The following is a 17,729-nucleotide window of genomic DNA, read 5'->3' as shown; positions in this document are numbered from 1 at the left end:
ACTTGGGGAGAGATTGAAACGCGTGGCTGCCTCCACGGCAAGCCCGGTATCAGTTCAGCGCCACCACAGTGGCGTCGAATACGCCGTAGCGGCCGAGATCGCGACGCAGCGCATCCGCCTGGCTGCGCGACAGGTCGCTGCCGACAAAGACGCGGTAAATGTTGCGCCCGTTGACACGGGCCTGCTCCACAATGGCCGGATCTTCCGGGGACAGGCGACGGCGCATCGCTTCGGCGTTCTCGCGTAGCGAGAAGGCGCCTGCCTGCACCCGGAAACGGCCATCCGTCTGCTGAACCGTATAAATGCGGCTGTCAGCAACATTGCCAGCTGGCTCGACGCCGTCTGGCGGTCCCAGATAGCGGACTCGAACCTGCGCGGTTCCCTGTTGCAGAAAACCGAGCTCCACCGCTGCTGCACGGCTGACATCGAGTATGCGGTCATGGGCAAACGGGCCGCGGTCGTTGAGTCGCAGCACCGCCGAGCGCCCATTTTCCAGGTTGGTGACCTCGATCATCGCCGGAATCGGCAGTGTCGGATGCGCCGCGCTCAAGACATTCTGATCAAAAATCTCGCCATTGGCGGTGGGGCGGCCGTGAAAATTCGGCCCGTACCAGGAGGAGATGCCCGTAGCGTCGTAATCATCGTCGCGGGCGGGCACATAGGTCCGGCCATTGATTGTATAGGGGCGGCCGATCTTCTGCTCGCCGCTTTCGCCACTGAAACCCGATGTGCCGGACGTGGACCGGGTGGCCGTTGGCGCGGCAGTGCCGGTCGAAATCCCGCGAACCATGTAGGCCGAAGGCGATGTCGAACACGCACCCAACAATGTCGCACAAACCAGTGCTGCAATCACGATCCGACTCCGCGAATGACCCGCCACCTGTCTGCTCCATCTTATGAACACGATCGCGCAAGGCTAGACCAAAACCGTGAAACAAGCGTAAGCAATCGGCGGTTGCCTCGACGCCCCAAGGGCCGCTAAGAGGGCACACCGCTCGCGGAGGAGTGGCAGAGTGGTCGAATGCGGCGGTCTTGAAAACCGTTGAACCGCGAGGTTCCGGGGGTTCGAATCCCTCCTCCTCCGCCATATATTTCTATACGGATTGTCAGGCCGTCATCGCTCAACCGATGTCCACAGCTGCGTCTGGCAAATCGGGCCGATACAGCCCTTGACCTCAAGCAATCCGCTATCCAGCTGGCGGATCCGCGCACCATAAGTGCGATCAACTGACGGGCTGTAGATCGTGCCGCCACGCCAGTCGTTCCGGGCCTGGCGAAGGCCGTGCAGAATGGTCAGCCCCAACACGGGCTCTCCCGTTGCCGGCGATGTCACCTCTTCAGGCGCCAGCCCGCTCTCGATAGACTCCGGATCGATCCAGACCACCTTGCCGCACGGCGTTCCGTCACCGCAATCGGCGATTTCGATATGCGATGTGCCGTCTTCAACGGCATACACGCCGAAGACATCATGGGGATTGGCCATTGCCACGGAAGGAAGGGCTAGAATACCGGCCAATGACAGGACAAGAAATTTCATGGTGTAGCTCTCGATTGTCTGTTCGCGATCGAGACTACCCATCACTTTTTCCGAGGGAAAGCAGCTTTCGGTCCGGGATAGCCGGATGACGAGATCGTGATGCGCCACAAGAAAAAGCCCGGCAGATCGATTGCCGGGCTTTCAGCTGGAATTGGCTTGAACCGGTCAATCGGTGCGGACGGCGACGCTGGTCGCGCCGACCGGATCACCGCCGACCGCAAAACGCACAAACACCCGGTTATCAGCAGGATCATTGGCGATCGCGCTGCCGGTTCCGCGGACGAATATGCCAAACGTCGCGGTGCCATCCGCTGCTACGGTCAGCGTCTTGCTGTTCTCGCGCGTATCTGTGCACGCCCCGCTCGTATTTGTTTGACAAATCTCGATCTCGTCGACTGCCAGCGTTTGTGACCCGGTATCGGCCGTGACCGTGACCGAACCCGAGACGCCGACATTGGAAATCGCGACGGAAAACACGCCGACCATATTGCCGGTAGTCGGAACCACAACATAGCCCGGATTGGCGGCCAGGGTGGCCGCCAGGGCAATGATGTCGGTCGGCGCCGTCGAGGTTGCCCGGAATGTCAGCGAGTTAAGACCCAGCCGGTATTCCGCGGACCGGCGATTGCCGCAGAACGCTTCGATAAACAGCTCGGTTTCATTATTTCCGGAGCTGAAGCTCGTCGGCTGATCGACATTGTCATCGAAGGCCGTCGCGCTCGTCACGCTGAAGATGAAATTCTGCGTCGCGCCTGCGGCTATGCTGGTGGTCGTGTCCGGCGTCCCGGTCAGCGCGTTCGACGAAGTCGTCGTCTGATAGGAGAACTGGGACGAGGTTGCGCCGGGCAAACGCAGTCCGCAACCGGTTGCGGTCGATCCCGTGGCCGCCGGATTGATGACGGACGCAAACGCCGTAGCGGTCGTGCCGGCCTCGACTGTGCGTGTAATCGGCAGCACCGAAGAGACAACACGCGACGCCGTCGCCCGGAAATCTACGATGTTCAGGCTTTCCTCGCGCGCGGCCCGGGCGTTGTCAGCCGGGTCGTCGGTCGCCGGCGAAATCAATCCGCTGTGGCTGACCTCCCCGGGGGCAGCAATTCCGCATGCAGCCCCTCCGGGACAGAGCGTAACGTCCGGATTCGAGAAATAGTTGACGCGGTCCTCACCGGTGCCGGAACTGTACGACATGATCGTGCGAAATTCGCCATCGACACGGTGTCCGTGGGCAAAGTCGCGCACGCCCTGGCCAATACCGCCACTGGCATCTTCGACGTTATGCGCAAAACCCATATTGTGTCCGATCTCGTGCGCGAAAGTTGTATCCGAACAGAAACTGAAGCTACCCGACGGGAAATCGACATCACGAATCCAGTCAGCTGACACGGAAAAGCCGAGATGGTCATCTGCGGTCGCTGAAATGTCGTCATCCGATCCGCCGTTCAACCAGCCTACGCCGCAGCTGCTTTGACCGGTTTGCGATCGCATCACGATGCTCACCAGGTCCGCGCCGTAAGTGTCTCGCGCCGTTCGCAATGCACTAAGATCTTGCGTCACAGTCTCGCCCGACGGGGCAAGTCCAGTAAGATTGTAGAGCGTTTGCGCCAATTCTTCCGTTTCGGTCGTGACGCTGACGCTGTCCGTGTGTACGACGCGAGCACGAAGCCCCGTATCAGAATCAATGAGCGCCTGGTCGAGCAACGCGACCAGATACTGTATCCGCCCGCCGGTCGCGAGCCCCCAACGCGTCACAAAACTGTCGGAATAGAATACCGCTATATCCAGCGTGCCATTGGAGCCCACTGCAACCGCTTCTCCGACATCGGGAAGCGATTCCGAAATGCGTTCTGCGGTCGCGAGTTCAAGCAGCGCACCCGTCGGGACAATACCGTCGCCGCGCAATTCGATCTCGACAGCGTCATCGGGCACGCGAACGATTTCGTGTCCATTATTCGCCGGATAGATCCAGTATACACCATCCGGCGCTTGAATCTGGCCGAAGGTAAAACCGTTCATCTGCGAAATGATGACGCGGTTTTGGATGGTGCGATCGGCAATCCGCCCGACCCAGACGCGTGCGCCGAGTTCCTGCACGCCGATGCGATCAAGTTCGGCTTCAAAACCGGAACCGAAATTCAGCGTGACCCGTTCGCCCGTATCCATCTGCATGATCTCGGGGTCGATATTGTCGAACTGCATCCGCATTTCGCCGTCGGCTGCAGGCGTCTGCATCCCGCGGAACATATCGTCTGCCAGTGCGGAAGCCGGCAACAAGGCCAGCACAGTACCGGCAATCAGGAATTGTCTCATTTCTATCTCCCCAAGCAATTCGCTCGCGGCTCGAGCGTTTCGATCAGCATCCCGTCGCGTTGTGATGGCGGAAAGACTAGAGCGAATTCCGGATTCGACATAGTGAAACTACCCGGACTTAGGTTTTTTCGCTGGCAATCGCAGAAACCATCGACGCAGCCTTGAATGGAGAATGTGTCAGCGTCCGGAAATTGACATTCCCACCACTCTGGTTTTGCGTTGTGGAATACGCGCTATTGGCGCCTTCAATGGATGCAGGCAGGCAGCCCTGCCACGGAGAGACCTGAATGAAGAAATTGCTGTTAGGCACAGTCGGTACTGCCCTGATGCTTGCCGCCTGCTCGCCGCAAACACCCGAAACAGATGATCAACCTGCCGATGTGGCGATGTCGGGGACCCAGATGGAGGGCGCGGCAACTCGCGAGGACTCCGATTCGGAAGTAACGATCGCCGATGCGCGGGCTTTCCTCGAGAACGCTGAAGCGCGGCTGCTGGAAGATTGGAATTACACGGCCCGGATCTTCTGGGTTCAGGCCAATTTCATCACCGACGATACCAATTGGCTGGCCTCGCGGGCCGGTGCAGCGTCCACGGAACTGGCCGTCGAACTGGCCAATGAGGCCGCACGCTATACCCATCTCGACCTGCCGCCGGACATGGAACGCAAGCTCAACATTTTGCGCACTGGGATCACCCTGCCCGCCCCGTCCACCGAGGGCGCGGCAACCGAGTTATCCGAAATTGCGACACAGCTCGGTACCATGTACTCGACCGGCACTTATGACGTTGACGGCGAGCCCGCCGATCTCCAGGTGCTGTCGAATATTATCGAGACGTCGCGAGACCCGGAGATTCTGCAGGATATCTGGCAGGGCTGGCGGACCAATGCAGTCGATATGGCGCCGCTATATGCGCGTATGGTGGACATCGCCAATGAGGGCGCCAACGAACTCGGGTTCGACAATCTCGCCGATATGTGGCTGTCAAACTACGACATGCCGCCGGAGGACATGGAAGCCGAGGTCGAGCGTCTCTGGAGCCAGGTCGAGCCGCTTTATGAGCAGCTGCATTGCCATGTTCGCGCCGGCCTGAACGAGGAATATGGCAGTAACGTCCAGCCGGCGACCGGACCGATCCGCGCGGATCTTCTGGGCAATATGTGGGCCCAGCAATGGTCGAACATCTACGATATCGTCGCGCCGGAAGGCGCCTCGGATGACGGGCTCGACGTCACCGCCCTGCTTGAAGCCCGGAATTACACTGCCGAGGACATGGTGCGCACCGGCGAGGAATTCTTCTCTTCGCTGGGCTTCGAACCGCTGCCCGAGACATTCTGGGAGCGGTCGCTGATCACCCAGCCACGCGACCGTAACGTGGTATGTCATGCTTCCGCATGGGATATCGACGCCGTCGATGACATCCGGATCAAGATGTGTACCGAGGTCAATGGCGAGGATTTCCAGACCGTCCACCATGAACTCGGCCACAACTACTACCAGCGCGCCTACGCTGTTCAGGACTTCCTGTTCCGCGGCGGCGCACATGACGGCTTCCACGAAGCGATCGGCGATTTCGTCGGCCTGTCGATCACGCCCGAATACCTGCAGGCGATCGACCTCATTGACGAAGTGCCGAGTGCCGATGCCGATCTCGGCATCCTGATGCGCCAGGCGCTCGACAAGATCGCTTTTCTGCCCTTCGGCCTGATGATGGACCAGTGGCGCTGGGGCGTTCTGCGCGGCGACACGCCGCCTGAGACCTACAATGAAAGCTGGTGGGAATTGCGGACTCGCTATCAGGGCATCATTGCTCCGGGCGGTGCGCGTCCGGGTGACGCTTTCGATCCGGGTGCCAAATTCCACATCCCCAATAACACGCCCTATCTGCGTTATTTCCTGAGCTTCATCATGCAGTTCCAGTTCCACCAGGCCGCCTGCGAGATGGCGGGCTGGGAAGGTCCGCTGCATCGCTGCTCGATCTACGGCAATGAAGAGGTCGGACAGCGCTTCCTGGCGATGATGGAGATGGGACAATCACAGCCCTGGCCGGATGCACTGGAGGCGTTCACGGGCACGCGTGAAATGGATGGCTCGGCCATCATCGCTTATTTCGCACCGCTGATGGAGTATCTCGAAGAAGAGAATGCTGACCGTCAGTGCGGCTGGTAAGCGGCTCGCAAGACGGCAGACAGGGGCGGCTGACAGGGCCGCCCCTTTTCTTTACGCCTCCGCCTCGCCGTGGAACCGATATGCAGATTGCACTGGCAGGGCGCTTCCGGTTTGTGCCGCGACTGTCTACTCTGCCGCCAGCGCGAAGCAGCAGGTATTTCATGTCAGAAAAAATCAGCACATCGGTCGATCTCTCGGGCGAGGACGTGCATTGGTCGCCCAAGGGGGACCTCTCCTACAGCGCCTATCTTCGCCTCGACAGCATACTGGAGGCACAAACGCCGCTGACTGATGAACATGACGAGATGATGTTCATTGTCATTCACCAGGCCTCCGAACTCTGGCTCAAGCTCTGCCTGCACGAGCTGGACGCTGCCATCGCCTGTCTCGGGCGCGAGGAATTCGGGCCTGCCTTCAAGATGTTGTCGCGCATCGCACGGATCCAGGAGCAACTGACGCAATCCTGGTCAATCCTCGCCACGATGACGCCGGCGGATTATCTCAAATTTCGTGACCGGCTGGGTCAGAGCTCGGGTTTCCAGAGCTACCAGTACCGCATGCTCGAATACCGGCTCGGCAACAAAAACCCGGCGATGGCTCGCGTCCATGGCAAGACCGATGCCGCCGAAAAGGTCAACAAATACCTCAATTTGCCCAGCATCTACGACGAGACGCTGAAGCAGCTCGCCAAGGCAGGTTTTGATATCCCCAAGGACCGGATCGAGCGCGACTGGTCGCAGCCCTACGAGCCGAGCGCTGCAGTCGAGGCAGCCTGGAAGGCGGTCTACTGCGACATCGAAACCCATTGGGCGCTTTATGAGCTCGCCGAGAAGCTGGTCGATGTTGAGCACAAATTCCAGCAATGGCGATTCAATCACATGAAGACGGTGGAGCGCATCATCGGATATCGCCGCGGCACCGGCGGAACGGGCGGTGTCTCCTATCTGGAGAAAGCGCTCGAGCTTCGTTTCTTCCCGGAACTCTGGACCGTCAGGACGAGCCTCTAGGAATGACCCGGCGCCTGATCGACATTTCCCAGACCCTGCGCCCCGCCCTGCCCGTCTGGCCGGACGATACACCCTTCTCGCTCGATCGAACCTGGCACATCGAGCCGGGTTGCCCGGTCAATGTCTCGCGACTGGAGATGTCGACCCATAGCGGCGCCCATGCCGATGCGCCCCTGCATTATGATAAAGACGGTGTCGACATCGCCGCCGTCGATCCGGGCATCTATGTCGGCCGCTGCTATGTCTTTGACGTCCGCCATGCGAAGGCTTCGGTCACGATTGAGGATTTTGATCTGTCGCTCGCAAACGACGCCGAGCGCATCCTGTTTCGCACGTTCGAACGCTTTCCACACGAAGCCTGGGTTTCGGATTATGCCTGTATCGCAGCCGAAACGATCGAGACGCTGGCTGCTGCGGGCGTGCGGCTTGTCGGAATGGACGGGCCTTCGCTCGATCCGGAATCCTCAAAGACGCTCGACGCACACAACGCTGTCAGGCGCGCAGGCATGGCAATCCTCGAAGGGCTTGTGCTGGATGATGTCGCGGAAGGCCCCTACGAATTGATTGCTGCGCCCCTCAAGATCGCTGGCGCCGATGCGGCACCGGTCCGCGCCCTGTTGAGGAAAATCTGAGATGACCAAGCCCGACATTGACGCGCTGGATGCCGCCGACCCGCTGGCCGGATTCCGCGAGCGCTTCGACATTCCGACCGGCCTAATCTACCTCGACGGCAATTCACTTGGCTGTCTGCCACGTGCCACGAAAGCGCGGGTCGCCGACGTCGTTGCGCGGGAATGGGGCGAAGACCTGATCCGCTCCTGGAACAAGAATTACTGGATAAATGCGCCGCGCAGGATCGGTGCAAAGATCGCAGGCCTGATCGGCGCGCATCCCGATGAAGTGGTCGTGGGGGATACAACTTCCATAAATGTATTCAAATGCTTGAGCGCTGCTATTCAACTCAATTCAGGTCGCTCGGTTTTGCTCTCGGAGATCGGCAATTTTCCGACGGATGCCTATATGATGGAGGGGCTGGCAGCGATCGCTCCCGACCGATTCGAATCCCGGCTCGTTCCCACCGAGGAAATCGTTGCAACGCTCGACGATTCCATTGCCGTACTGCTCCTTACCCATACGAATTATCGTTCTGGCCGATTGCACGACATGGCCGCAATCACCGAGGCCGCACATGCCAAGGGCATTCCGGTAATCTGGGATCTGTCGCACTCCTGCGGCGCCATGCCGGTCAGCCTGAACGCCTGTAATGCCGATTTCGCAATCGGTTGCGGCTACAAATATCTCAATGGTGGGCCTGGCGCGCCGGCCTTCATATTCGTCGCCCGGCGCCATCAGGAAAAAGTCTTTCCCGCCCTGTCCGGCTGGCTCGGGCATAAGTCGCCTTTTGATTTCACCGACGATTACCAGCCGGCAACCGGCATTGACCGCTTCCAGTGCGGCACGCCCGGCATTCTGGGCTGCGCGGCATTGGAAGTCGGTGTCGATCTCATATCCGAGGCCGACATGACCGATATTCGGCGCAAATCCACCGCGCTAGGCGACCTCTTCATCACGCTTGTGGAACAGAAATGCGGAGAATACGGATTCCGCCTCGCCTGTCCGCGCGACGCCGCGGACCGCGGCAGCCAGGTCAGCTTCCATCACCCTGAAGGCTACGCGATCATGCAGGCATTGATCGAACGCAACGTGATCGGCGATTTCCGTGCGCCCGACATTTTGCGCTTTGGTTTCGCCCCGCTCTACAACCGTTTCGATGACGTCCGGCGCGCCGTCGAAATTCTCGCGGACATCATGGCAACGAAAAGCTGGAACCAGGACCGATTCAAGCAGAGGGCCGCTGTGACATGAGTGAGATCGTGACCACCGAAAGGCGCGGTGACGTACTGATCATCCGAGTCGACAACCCGCCAGTGAATGCGCTCGGACATGCCGTTCGCGATGGTGTGGAGAAGGCGCTCATGGATGTTGGCGACGCCACGGCGGTTGTGTTGCATTGCGACGGACGCACGTTTTTTGCCGGCGCCGACATCACCGAATTCGGCAAGCCGCCGAAATCCCCTTCCCTCCCCGACATGATCGAAGCACTGGAGGCTTGTCCGGTCCCGGTGATAGCGGCCATGCACGGCGCCTCGCTTGGCGGCGGACTCGAAACCGCGCTGGGCTGCGATTATCGATTGATCGATCGCAAGGGTCGCGTCGGCTTTCCGGAAATCGATCTGGGCATATTCCCCGGTGCCGGCGGAACGCAACGCGCCCCGCGCCTGTGCGGCATTCCGGAAACACTGCGCATGACGCTCGATGGAAAACCCATCACGGCCGCGAAGGCTGTCAAGATCGGCCTCTGTGACCAGGTCTCCGATGGCGACATTCTCGAGAACGCCATTGCCTTCGCACAAACGTGCAAAGAAAAGCGCCGGGTGAAGGAGTTGCCGGTTCCATCGCATGAAAAGGACGACCTGGACGCTGTGCTGGCAGCAGCGCACAAGGCGCGGCGGGGGCAGAAGGCTGTCGAGAACGCCGCCCAGGCCGTGCTGGCGTCAGCCGAACTGGAATTCGAAGCGGGACTCGACAAGGAACGCGAGCTCTTCATGGAGCTGCTGAACGGCCCGCAGGCGCGCGCCATGCGCCACTTGTTTTTCGCAGAACGGATGTCTGCAAAGGTCGAGGGGCAGGACGCAAGGCCGCTTTCGATCGGACTGGTAGGGATTGTCGGTGCCGGGACCATGGGTGGCGGGATAGCCATGGCTTTCGCCAATGCCGGTTTCGCTGTCCGCATTCACGATGTGAAGGCAGATGCATTAAAGACCGGTTTGGAACGCATTCGAAATCTTTATCTTGCGTCGGCTGCAAAGGGACGTATCAGCGAAGCCGAGGCGCTCGACCGCTTCGACCGCATTCAGCCGATTGACAATTGGGACGGATTTTCCGCCTGCGACCTGATTATCGAGGCCGTCTTCGAGCGTATCGACGTCAAGCAAGCGGTTTTCGCTGAACTCGATACCGTGGCGCGCCAGGATGCCATTCTTGCCACCAACACTTCCTATCTCGATATCGATGCAATCGCGGCCTCGACGAAAGATCCCGCGCGTGTGCTGGGCTTGCACTTCTTCTCGCCGGCAAACGTCATGCGCTTGCTTGAGATCGTGCGCGGTGCGCAGACCAGCGACGAAACGCTTGCCACGGCGCTCGACGCTGCGCGCCGCATTCGCAAGGTGCCGGTTGTCTCCGGCGTCTGCCACGGTTTTATCGGGAACCGCATGCTCAGGGGCTATGGTCGCGAGGCCGGGCTCTGCATGATGGAAGGGGCCGCGCCGCAAGACGTCGACAAGGCGCTCTATGATTTCGGCATGCCCATGGGACCGTTGGCGATGGCAGACCTCGCCGGTCTCGATATTGGATATGACAATCGCCGGTCGATGGTCCCCGGCCAGGATTATGAACCGCTTGCCTCTGTGTTGCAGGACCGGCTTGTCGAGATGGGCCGCAAGGGTCAGAAAACCGGTGCCGGCATTTATCGCTATGCTGAAGGCAATCGGCGTCCGATGCCTGACCCCGAAATCGATGCGCTGATTGAGAATGTGGCTCAAGAACAGGGCATCGAGCGCCGCACGGTCCCGGCCGAGGAAATTGTCGAGCGCTGCATGCTCGCTCTGATAAATGAGGGCGCACACATCCTCGCCGAGGGCATCGCACAGCGCGCCAGCGACATCGATGTCGTCTACGCTAATGGCTACGGCTTTCCGCGTTATCGCGGCGGTCCGATGTTTTACGCAGACGAGCAAGGCCTCGACCACATACTCGAACGCATTCGGCATTATCGCGACACCAAGGGCGAGAAATGGTGGACGCCAGCGCCACTCCTCGCCCAACTGGCCTCCAATGGAGGCACTTTCAGCGACTGGAATCGGGGATAGATAATGGCGCATCTGGATGGGAAAATTGCGGTCATTACCGGAGGCGGAACCGGCATCGGCCTCGCCATTGCGAAACGGTTGGCGGCTGACGGGGCCAGCTGTGTAATCATGGGCCGCAACCTTAATCGCCTCAAGGAAAAGGCATCCGGCATCGACGGGGCCCGCGCCGTACGGTGCGATGTCACCGATCCAAGCAGCGTCGACGCAGCTTTCGCAGACGCAAGACGTGACGGACCGGTGAGCATTCTCGTCAACAATGCCGGAATCGCCTCTTCTGCCCCCTTCCATCGCATGAGCGAGGAGGATTTTCTTCGCATCCAGGACGTCAATGTGACGGGCGTCTTCCGCTGCACGCGGGCGGTGACCGACGATCTCCGGGGGGCCGACTTTGCCCGCGTAATCAATATTTCATCGATCGCCGGCCTGTCGGGTGGGCCCTACATAACGCATTACTGTGCCTCGAAGCACGCGGTTATCGGCATGACCCGCGCCTTGGCGTCCGAATGGGCGAAGACGAATGCGACGGTGAATGCAATCTGCCCAGGATATGTCCGGACCGAAATGGCCGAGAACGCAATCCGCACCATCATCGACAAGACCGGCGCCAACCGGGACCAGGCCATCGCCGAACTGGCCAAGAGCAATCCGCAGGGCCGTCTGCTCGAGGTCGAAGAGGTCGCCGAAATCGCCGGCTGGCTGTGCCATCCCGACAGCCGTGGCGTGAATGGCCAAGCCATCGCGCTCAATGGCGGCCATTCAATGTAGGAACCACATCTCAAAGCCTGTAGAACATCGCGACCAGAAAAGAGCGGATACCCGATGCGCCAGTTTTACGTATTCATAAAATGCGATCTTGGAAAAACCTATGAGGTTGCCGGCGACATTGTCGATCACATCGACGAAGCCCGCCATGTTCACTCTGTATCAGGCGCTTTCGACCTGCTCGCGCATTTCTCGGTCGAGGCGGACGAGGATATCGGCCGGTTTGTGAACCTGCGCATCCAGACTCTTCCCCATATCAAGGATACGCAGACCCTGCTCTGCTTCAATGCGTTCACGCCGGACCGCGGCCTCGGCGAAAGCTAGACATGCATCTCGGCGTCTTCGACCTCTTCAAGATCGGTGTCGGGCCTTCGAGTTCCCACACGGTCGGGCCGATGAAGGCTGCGAGGACTTTCGTCGAGCGCGTCGATGCGGATTGCGGGCTTGACCGGTTGGTTCGCCTCAAGGCCGAGCTCTACGGCTCCCTGGCCTTCACCGGTGTCGGCCACGGCACCGACAGCGCCGTGTTGCTCGGTCTCGAGGGCGAGGATCCGGCAGAGATCGATCCGGATGTCATGGCGGGCCGTATCGCGCGCATCCGTGAGACCGGCGACCTTCGCGCTGGCGGAAAGAAAACAATCCGGTTCAATTGCGAAGAGGATCTGGTCTTCGATGGCGCAACCCGCCTGCCCTTTCATTCCAATGCGATGAAGTTCACGGCTTTCGACGATGTCGGCGAACAACTGCGCGAGGAAATCTGGTACTCCATCGGTGGCGGCTTCGTGATCGACGAAGCTGAAGCGGGACGAAATTCCGCGGCGGGAGAACAGGAAGGCGAACCCTACCCGTTCGACAGTGGCGCTGATCTGATCGAGATCGGCGAGAAGCATGGCCTGACCATTCCGGAGATCATGCTGGCGAACGAGTGCCATTTCCGTTCCGAGGACGAGATCCGGTCGGGTGTTCGCGATATCTGGAAAGCGATGGAAGGCTGTATCGATCGCGGCTTGCGCGAGGACGGCATCCTGCCCGGCGGCCTCAATGTGAAACGTCGCGCCCCGAAACTGCACCGCACCCTGCTTGAAAATCCCGACAAGGCCGAGGCCGATCCGCTGACCGCGATGGACTGGATCAATCTCTGGGCCATGGCTGTGAACGAGGAAAATGCCGCCGGCGGACGCGTCGTGACCGCGCCTACAAATGGTGCAGCCGGGATCATCCCGGCGGTGCTACGCTATTACGACAGGCATCACTGGAAGTCCGGCGATCGCGATGCGATCCTGCGCTTCTATCTCACCGCGGCGGCGATCGGGGCGCTCTACAAGAAGAATGCGTCCATCTCCGGTGCAGAGGCCGGGTGTCAGGGCGAAGTGGGTGTTGCCTGTTCGATGGCGGCCGCCGGACTGGCAGCGGCACTCGGCGGCAACAATCAGCAAATCGAGAACGCCGCGGAGATTGGCATGGAGCACAATCTCGGCCTGACTTGCGATCCGGTTGCCGGCCTCGTCCAGATCCCCTGTATCGAGCGCAATGCGATTGGCGCGGTAAAGGCCATAGATGCGGCGCGGCTCGCCCTGTCCGGCGATGGCGAGCACAAGGTCTCGCTCGATCAGGTCATCAAGACAATGAGCGATGTCGCGAAAGACATGTCGGACAAGTACAAGGAGACCTCGCAGGGAGGCCTGGCGATCAACGTACCCGTCTGCTAGTTGGCTATATTGCTGCCGCCGGTTCCGCTGGATGCCGTGTCTGACAGCACATTGACGGTCTGGCCCGGTTGCAGGTTTTCCGCTCCGCGCACGACAACCCGGTCGCCCGCTTCGATGTCTCCTGCCACCGCCACCAGGTCGCCATTCCGCGCGCCCGTCACGACCCTGACCTGCTCGGTGGTATTATCTTCGTTCACGATCCAGACATGCGAGCCGGCCGAGCGCAGTACAATGGCATCCTGTGGAACGGCCACAACATGCTCGGAAGCAGCGCGTGGCAGATAGACCCGTACCCCTGCCCCGGCAATCCATGGCGAATCTTCGAGCGCCACGCGAACCTCGAACGTGCGCGTTGCCCGATCGCCGACCAGAATCACAGCTCGGATCGGCGCGGTGATCCGGCGATCTCCATCGCCAACCTCGACAATGTCGCCGACCGCCACGAAAGGCGCGACCGAAATGGGCGCCTGGCTGCGCGCTTCGAGGCTTTCCGTATCGACCAGGCGGACGATGTCGCGTCCCGGTGTCGAGTATTCCCCTACCTGGATCAGACGTTCCACGATGCGGCCGTTGAACGGCGCAAGAATTTCCGTACGGTCCAATTCGAGCTGTGCGCGTTGTACGGCGCTGCGCGCTTCGGCCTGTTCCTGGACGGCCAGATTTCGGGCCAGCTCGACCTCGCGGAGTCGCGTTTCCGGCGCCGTGCCTTGCGACACCAATCGTGACCAGCGCTCATATTCGGAATTCTGATAGTCGGCATTGGCACTTAGCCGCGCCAGGCGTGCCCGCGCTTCACCCAGTTGCAGCCGCGCCGAGGCATCATCGAGCCGGGCAACGGCCTCGCCTTCCTCGACCAGATCACCGGGCTCGGCCACATACACGACGCGGCCGGATGCTTCCGCAGCGATCTGGGAATCACGCCGGCTTAATACTGTCGCCGGGCTCTGAATCGTCGGCGCCATATCGGCCTCGACAGCCTCCGCCACGCGTACATTGGCGGGTGGCGGGTCCTGCTGGATGGCCAGGGCACTGGCCGACAGCACAAGCGTCATGAGGCCGGGCGTTAAAATTCTCAGCATAGGAGCTACTCCGCGGGCAATGTACGCGCATCCGTCACCGGACGCACCTGTTTGGCTTTGCCGATCCGCAACAAGCTGGGAATCAGGATCAACATGAAAATCAGGCTGACGCTCATCCCGCCGACAATGGCGGCGGCCAGGCCGCGATAAATTTCGCTGCCGACGCCCGGGAAAAGCAAGAGGGGAAGCATCCCCAGAAGACTGGTCATCGTGCTCATGAAGATCGGCCGCAGCCGCATCCGCAGCGCCTGATCAACGGCATCGCGGCGGGTCAGGCCGGTGCGCTCACCCTGGCGGGTCTGGTCGACGAGCAGGATCGCATTGTTGATCACCAGCCCCAGGAGAATGAAGAAACCCATCATCGTCAGCAGGTCGAGCGGCTGATTTGCGAACAGATTGAGAATGCGCAACATGATGACGCCACCGATCCCGGCGAGCGGAATCGATACCAGCACCAGCACCGCATCCCACAAGGAGCGGAACATTCCTGCGAGGATGAGGAACAGGATCACCATTGCCATGCCGATATTCATCAGCATGGTGGATTGAGCACGCGCCAGACTGTCCGCGCTGCCGCCATAGGAAATGGTGCCGTCGACAGGCAGGGCCGCTTGAATGGCAGGCGCTACCTCGTTGCGCACGACGTTGAGTATCTCTTCGAGCGATTGCCCTTCGGGCTGGTTGAGGAAAATCGTGATCGTCCGGCGCCGGTCGAGCCGCTGGATATTGCCGATGCCGACTTCCTCGCGGATTTCCACGAGATCATCGAGCGGCACCACGGCACCTGACGGCGTGACGATCGGCAATCCGGCCAATTCGTCCGGGGTATCCCAGCCTTCAGAGCGAAGAATGATGTTCATGCGCGATTGGCCATCGAAATACTCGCCGATGAATTGCCCGTCGCCGAGCATGGCGATCATTCCAGCCACATTCCTTCGCGCCCAGCCCACTTCCTGGATACGCCGGTCGTTCGGCATCATTGTCAGCCGCGGCTGTGTCGCCTGAGGTGGCGGATTGGCATTGATATTGATGCCCGGAAAACGCTCGCGCAGCATTTGCAGCCCGACTTGCGCAGCCCGTGCGCGGGCATCCGGATCCGCGCTCTGAATGTTGATCTGGACATTACCGCCCTGGGCGAAGCCTCCGAACAGGTCGCCTTGTTGCGCAAACGCGAACACGTCTGGAATGCCGGCCACGATATCGTTGCGCACGATTTCCTGAAGTTCGTTCACGCGGTTCTGGTCCTGGACCCGGATTCCGGCCGTCGCCCCACCGCCACCCGGGAATGTGCCGAAATAGTAGTTTCTAAGCGCCGGTTCCCGTTCACCGGACATGTAGGGTTCCAGTCGTTCAATGACGGTCATGGCCACTTCATCTTCAATCCAGTCGAGATTGGAACCGGGGGGGAAGGCGAAGAAAACGTCGACCGCGTCGCGTTTGACGGGTGGCAAATAGTCCATTGGCGGACGCAGCACGACGGCGAGTGCAATCGGGATCACGATCAGACCAGCGATCGCACCGTAGCGAAGCCGGCGGGAATCCGTGAGCGCCATCACCTTGTCAGCGATCAACTTCATCAGGCGTTGTTCGGGCACCTTTGTCTTGTCGCGAACGAAATGCTTGACCGCCACGGGCAGGATGGTCACCGCCACGATCATCGAGACACCGACGCCGACGGCAATCGTGATCGCAAGATCGGCAAACAATTGGCCTTCCACGTCCGGCACGAAAATCAGGGGCAGGAAGATGGCCACTGTCGTCGTTGTCGATGCCAATAATGCACCCCAGACCTGCAATGCCCCCTGCTCTGACGCAGTATCCGCATCTTCGCCCTGCTCGCGTCGCCGGATGATATTCTCCAGCACCACGATGGCAGCATCCATCACCATGCCGGTCGCGAACGCCAGGCCCGCCAGCGAAATCACGTTCAGCGTGCGTCCGAACAGGAACAGCACGATCAACGTCGCAAGCAGGCTGATCGGGATAGTCATCGAGATGATCAGCGTCGCGCGGGTGCGCCGCAGGAATAGCCACAATCCGGCCACGGCCATGACGATGCCGATCAGTAGATTGGTGCGCAAAAGATTGATTGCGCGCATGATGAAGACCGAAGCATCAAACGACGGGGCCATTACCAGATCGCGCTCGGCCAGCAAGGTCTCATTGATATCGTCGACCTCGGCCTTTACGGCATCGAGCGCGGCGAGGACATTGGCGCCGGCCTGGCGCCGCACTTCGATGCCCATGGCCGGATTGCCGTTCTGATAGGTGAAGTTGTTGCGTTCACCAAAAGCAACATCGACGGTGGCAACATCGCGCAGATAGACCGGGCTGCCATCACGCCAGACGACGACGAGGTCATCGAGTTCCTCCGGCTCGAATTCTCCTTCGAAGCGCATCTGGTAGGAACGCCGCCCGATCTCGGCATTTCCGCCCGAGACATCCGAATTATTGACAATCGCCGCCGAAATCTGCGGCAAGGTGACCCCCAGCTCCGCAGCTCGGAATGGATCGACCGTCACCTGCAATTCTTCTGGCCGCAAACCCCATCCGATATTCACGCTGGCCACGCCGGGAATCGACTCCAGGCGCGGCCTGATTACGTCATTCACGAAAGTCGAATATTCATGGATCTCATTCGGATTGCCCGGCAAGGCCTGAAGGAAGAACCAGATCAGGCTTTGCTGTGCATCACCACCAAACCCGCCAATATTTGGACCGACCGCATCACGCGGCAGCGGCGGGACTTGCGACAGGCGATTCGAGATATCGATCGCCGTCTGCGTCATATCGGTATCGATCGAGAAGGTCAGGTTGATGAAAGCCGAGCCTTCGGAGACAAAGACCCGCATTTCTTCAAGGCCCGGCAAGCCTGCCAGCGCCTGCTCCTGCGGTTCGACGATTTCGGATTCCATCTCCAGCGGCGACGCAGACCGCCAGAAGGTCGCGATATTCACTGTCGGCCTGTCTGTATCTGGAAACAGCTGGACCGGCAGCCGGGTCAGCGCGGCTGCCCCCATCAGCACAATCAGCGCAATGGCGACGAAAACCGCAGCCGGATTATTCAGCGACAGCCGTGTAAGAGGCATAGTCGTGTCTCCCTCGCATTATGCCGAAGGTGCGACGGACCCAAGAAAACACCTAGTTAAACTATAGTCACGCGGCTCACGGGGATGTGAGAATACAATTCTTGCGCCCCGCCGGTCCGAAACTCATGCTCGCGTCATC

At 60.2% G+C, this 17,729-nt stretch carries 13 protein-coding genes and 1 tRNA gene; 9 read left to right on the top strand and 5 right to left on the bottom strand.

Annotation, left to right across the window (positions count from 1 at the left end):
• Window positions 1–49: 49 nt before the first annotated feature.
• Window positions 50–790, bottom strand: coding sequence for a septal ring lytic transglycosylase RlpA family protein (locus ACOOFN_RS00120; protein ID WP_420432446.1), 741 nt, complete (start codon window positions 788–790; stop codon window positions 50–52).
• A gap of 209 nt (window positions 791–999) precedes the next feature.
• On the opposite strand from ACOOFN_RS00120, the gene ACOOFN_RS00115 reads away from it, so the two are divergent.
• Window positions 1,000–1,087: transfer RNA gene (locus tag ACOOFN_RS00115), tRNA-Ser, on the top strand.
• 27 nt (window positions 1,088–1,114) lie between these two features.
• Here ACOOFN_RS00115 and ACOOFN_RS00110 read toward each other — a convergent pair.
• The gene (locus tag ACOOFN_RS00110; protein WP_420432444.1) at window positions 1,115–1,579 is read right to left on the bottom strand and encodes a DUF2147 domain-containing protein; all 465 of its coding nucleotides are present in this window, start codon (window positions 1,577–1,579) and stop codon (window positions 1,115–1,117) included.
• Between the two features lie 123 nt (window positions 1,580–1,702).
• Complete coding sequence (locus ACOOFN_RS00105) at window positions 1,703–3,844, bottom strand: reprolysin-like metallopeptidase (RefSeq protein WP_420432442.1); 2,142 nt, start codon at window positions 3,842–3,844, stop codon at window positions 1,703–1,705.
• Window positions 3,845–4,131: 287 nt separating this feature from the next.
• On the opposite strand from ACOOFN_RS00105, the gene ACOOFN_RS00100 reads away from it, so the two are divergent.
• From ACOOFN_RS00100 to ACOOFN_RS00065, 8 genes are all read left to right on the top strand, one after another.
• Entirely contained in the window at window positions 4,132–6,012 is a 1,881-nt protein-coding gene (locus ACOOFN_RS00100; protein WP_420432440.1) for a M2 family metallopeptidase, read from the top strand.
• A 161-nt stretch (window positions 6,013–6,173) separates the two neighbouring features.
• Entirely contained in the window at window positions 6,174–7,019 is an 846-nt protein-coding gene (locus ACOOFN_RS00095; RefSeq protein WP_420432438.1) for a tryptophan 2,3-dioxygenase, read from the top strand.
• Window positions 7,020–7,021: 2 nt separating this feature from the next.
• Entirely contained in the window at window positions 7,022–7,651 is a 630-nt protein-coding gene (gene kynB / locus ACOOFN_RS00090) for an arylformamidase (RefSeq protein WP_420432436.1), read from the top strand.
• Window position 7,652: 1 nt separating this feature from the next.
• Window positions 7,653–8,885 (top strand): kynureninase, encoded by a 1,233-nt coding sequence (gene kynU / locus ACOOFN_RS00085; RefSeq protein WP_420432434.1) that lies wholly within the window; start codon window positions 7,653–7,655, stop codon window positions 8,883–8,885.
• A complete protein-coding gene (locus ACOOFN_RS00080; RefSeq protein ID WP_420432432.1) occupies window positions 8,882–10,951 on the top strand; it encodes a 3-hydroxyacyl-CoA dehydrogenase NAD-binding domain-containing protein in 2,070 nt (689 codons plus the stop codon). The genes kynU and ACOOFN_RS00080 overlap by 4 nt, the downstream gene beginning before the upstream one ends.
• Before the next feature lie 3 nt (window positions 10,952–10,954).
• Complete coding sequence (locus tag ACOOFN_RS00075; RefSeq protein WP_420432430.1) at window positions 10,955–11,716, top strand: SDR family NAD(P)-dependent oxidoreductase; 762 nt, start codon at window positions 10,955–10,957, stop codon at window positions 11,714–11,716.
• Between the two features lie 54 nt (window positions 11,717–11,770).
• Window positions 11,771–12,037, top strand: a complete 267-nt coding sequence (locus ACOOFN_RS00070) for an Lrp/AsnC ligand binding domain-containing protein (protein WP_420432428.1) — start codon at window positions 11,771–11,773, stop codon at window positions 12,035–12,037.
• A gap of 2 nt (window positions 12,038–12,039) precedes the next feature.
• Window positions 12,040–13,422 carry an L-serine ammonia-lyase gene (locus ACOOFN_RS00065; protein WP_420432426.1) on the top strand — a complete coding sequence of 461 codons (1,383 nt, stop codon included), beginning with the start codon at window positions 12,040–12,042 and terminating at the stop codon, window positions 13,420–13,422.
• Here ACOOFN_RS00065 and ACOOFN_RS00060 read toward each other — a convergent pair.
• A complete protein-coding gene (locus ACOOFN_RS00060; RefSeq protein ID WP_420432424.1) occupies window positions 13,419–14,501 on the bottom strand; it encodes an efflux RND transporter periplasmic adaptor subunit in 1,083 nt (360 codons plus the stop codon). The genes ACOOFN_RS00065 and ACOOFN_RS00060 overlap by 4 nt on opposite strands.
• Before the next feature lie 5 nt (window positions 14,502–14,506).
• Window positions 14,507–17,590 (bottom strand): efflux RND transporter permease subunit, encoded by a 3,084-nt coding sequence (locus tag ACOOFN_RS00055; RefSeq protein WP_420432422.1) that lies wholly within the window; start codon window positions 17,588–17,590, stop codon window positions 14,507–14,509.
• Window positions 17,591–17,729: the final 139 nt, after the last annotated feature.

Source organism: Hyphobacterium sp. (genome assembly GCF_965217055.1).
Taxonomy (GTDB): Bacteria; Pseudomonadota; Alphaproteobacteria; order Caulobacterales; family Maricaulaceae; genus Hyphobacterium.
Note: the sequence above shows the minus strand (reverse complement) of the source record. Positions and strands in the feature narration are given on the sequence as shown.